The organism is Amycolatopsis sp. SID8362, from assembly GCF_010550475.1.
GTDB classification, from domain to species: domain Bacteria; phylum Actinomycetota; class Actinomycetes; order Mycobacteriales; family Pseudonocardiaceae; genus Amycolatopsis; species Amycolatopsis eburnea.
Window position 1 is genome coordinate 1 of sequence record NZ_JAAGNB010000759.1, and the last position, 2,104, is coordinate 2,104.

The 2,104-nt window shown below is 73.6% G+C and carries 3 protein-coding genes; all 3 read left to right on the forward strand.

The genetic code is table 11. The annotated features are described in order from the left end of the window. Positions 1-975 (forward strand): hypothetical protein (locus tag G3I65_RS23520; protein ID WP_239071401.1); only part of this gene is annotated, 975 nt, incomplete at its 5' end. Beyond that, positions 969-1,601, forward strand: coding sequence for a DUF4129 domain-containing protein (locus G3I65_RS23525; protein ID WP_160698025.1), 633 nt, complete (start codon positions 969-971; stop codon positions 1,599-1,601). The genes G3I65_RS23520 and G3I65_RS23525, both read left to right, overlap by 7 nt. Beyond that, positions 1,598-2,104, forward strand: a 507-nt coding sequence (locus G3I65_RS23530) for a DUF4350 domain-containing protein (RefSeq protein WP_160698026.1), incomplete at its 3' end; no start/stop codon positions are given. The genes G3I65_RS23525 and G3I65_RS23530, both read left to right, overlap by 4 nt.

Sequence of the window (2,104 nt, forward strand, 5' to 3'; positions counted from 1 at the left end):
CCCGCCCCGCCGTCGCCGCCGCCGGGCTGGCAACAGGCACCCGCGTGGCAGGCGCCGCAGCCGCGCTGGAACCCGCACGGGCTGGGCAAACCGGGCGTGATCGCGCTCCGGCCGCTGAACATCGGCGACGTCCTCGACGGCGCGATCACGACGCTGCGCCGCAACCCGCTGCTCGTGCTGGGCATCGGCGCGGTGGTCGCGGTGATCAGCGCCGCGCTGACCTTCGTCGCGCAGAAGTTCCTGTACGCGGACCTCGAAAGCCTGACCTCGACGGCCTCACTCGGGCCGGGCGCGACCGACGAGGAACTCCGCAACGCCCTCTTCGGCACCTTCGGCGACCTCCTGATCGTGGCGCTGCCGGCGTCGTTGATCTCCGCGCTGCTGATGACGGTCACCACCGGCCTGATGGCCGCGGTCGTGGGCCGCGCCGCGCTGGGCCGCGAGGTCACCTTCGGCATCGTGTGGCGCGAGGTGCAGCCGCGGCTGCCGCCGCTGCTCGGCGTGGCCTTCGTCTACGCGCTGACCAGCACGATCGGCCTCATGCTCTGCATCATCCCCGGCGTGCTCGCCTGGGTGTTCTGGGCGCTGGCGTCGCCGGCGCTGGTGCTCGAGCGCGGCACGTTCCGCGAGGCGTTCGCCCGGTCGGTCAAGCTGGTGAGCGGCGCGTTCTGGCGGGTGCTCGGCATCCTCGTGCTGGCGCGGATCATCGAGTCGTTCTTCGAGAACATCATCCAGCTGCCGTTCGCGCTCGGCACCGGAGTGTTCGACGGGTTCCTCAACCCGGGCAAGGTGTCCGTGCCGGGCACCGGCGAGCTGCTGCTGCAGTCCGCCGGGCAGATCGTCTCCGGCACGATCGCCATCCCGTTCGTCGCGCTGGTCACCGCGATCGTCTACCTCGACCAGCGGATGCGCCGCGAAGGCATGGACATCGAGCTGGCGCGCGCGGCCGGGGTCCAGCCCCCGCAGGCGTGGTGACGCTGTTCTTCACGGACGTCCCGGTCGACATCGACCGGGACCCGGCCCGCCGCGCCGCCGCGGAGGAGCTTTCGGACCCGAAGTACCGCGACGCGCAGCCCGGTTTCCTGCAGCAGGTCGGGCAGTGGCTCGGCGAGCAGGTGGAGAAGCTGCTGCGGGGCATGTCGTCGGTGGTCCCGGGCGGCCCCTTGGGGCTGCTGCTGGTCATCGCGCTGCTGATCGTGCTCGTCGTCGTGGTCCGGCTGCGCACCGGCAAGGTCGCCCGCACCGCCCGCGCCGACCGGGTCGTCTTCGGCGGGCAGCGGAAGAACGCCGCCGACTACCGCCGCACGGCCGCCGAAGCCGCCGCGGCCGGCCGGTACGACGACGCCGTGCGCGACCGCTTCCGAGCCGTCGTGCGGGCGCTGGAGGAGCGCGCGCTGCTCGACACCCGCTCCGGCCGGACGGCGGACGAAGCCGCCGCCGAGGCCGGTGTCCTGCTCCCCAACGTGGCCGACGCACTGCAGCAAGGCGCGCGGCTCTTCGACGACGTCCACTACGGCGGCCGCGCAGGCACCGAAGCGGCGTACCGCACGTTGACCGAGCTGGACGAGCAGTGCCGCCGTGAGCGGCCGGTCGCCGTATGAGCACCTCCGTTTCGCCGGACTTGCGCCGGATCTGGCGCGGTGCCCGGATCCCGCTCGCCCTCGTCGTGCTGATCTTCGCCGCGGGTGCCCTGCTCTTGCTCGGCCGCGGCGAGCAGACGCACGGCGCGCTCGAACCCGGCTCCTACGAACCCGGCGGCGCGCACGCGCTCGCGAAGCTCCTGCGCGACCAGGGCGTGGACATCCGGACCGCGCACACGATGGCCGAAGCGGACGACGTGGCCGGCGAGAACGCGACGCTGCTCGTCACCCAGCCCGACCTAGTGCCGGCGAAGCGGCTCGAAACGCTGCGGGAGCGCTCCGCCGACGTCGTGCTGGTGACGCCGGGAACGCGGACGCTGCAGGAGTCGCTGCCGCTGGTGCGCCGCGAGGGCGACAGCGAAGTCGGCCCGCTGAGCCCGCAGTGCACGGTCGCCGCGGCCGTCGCGGCGGGCGACGTCACCCTCGGCGGCACCGGGTACGCGTCCCCCGGCGCGCGCTCCTGC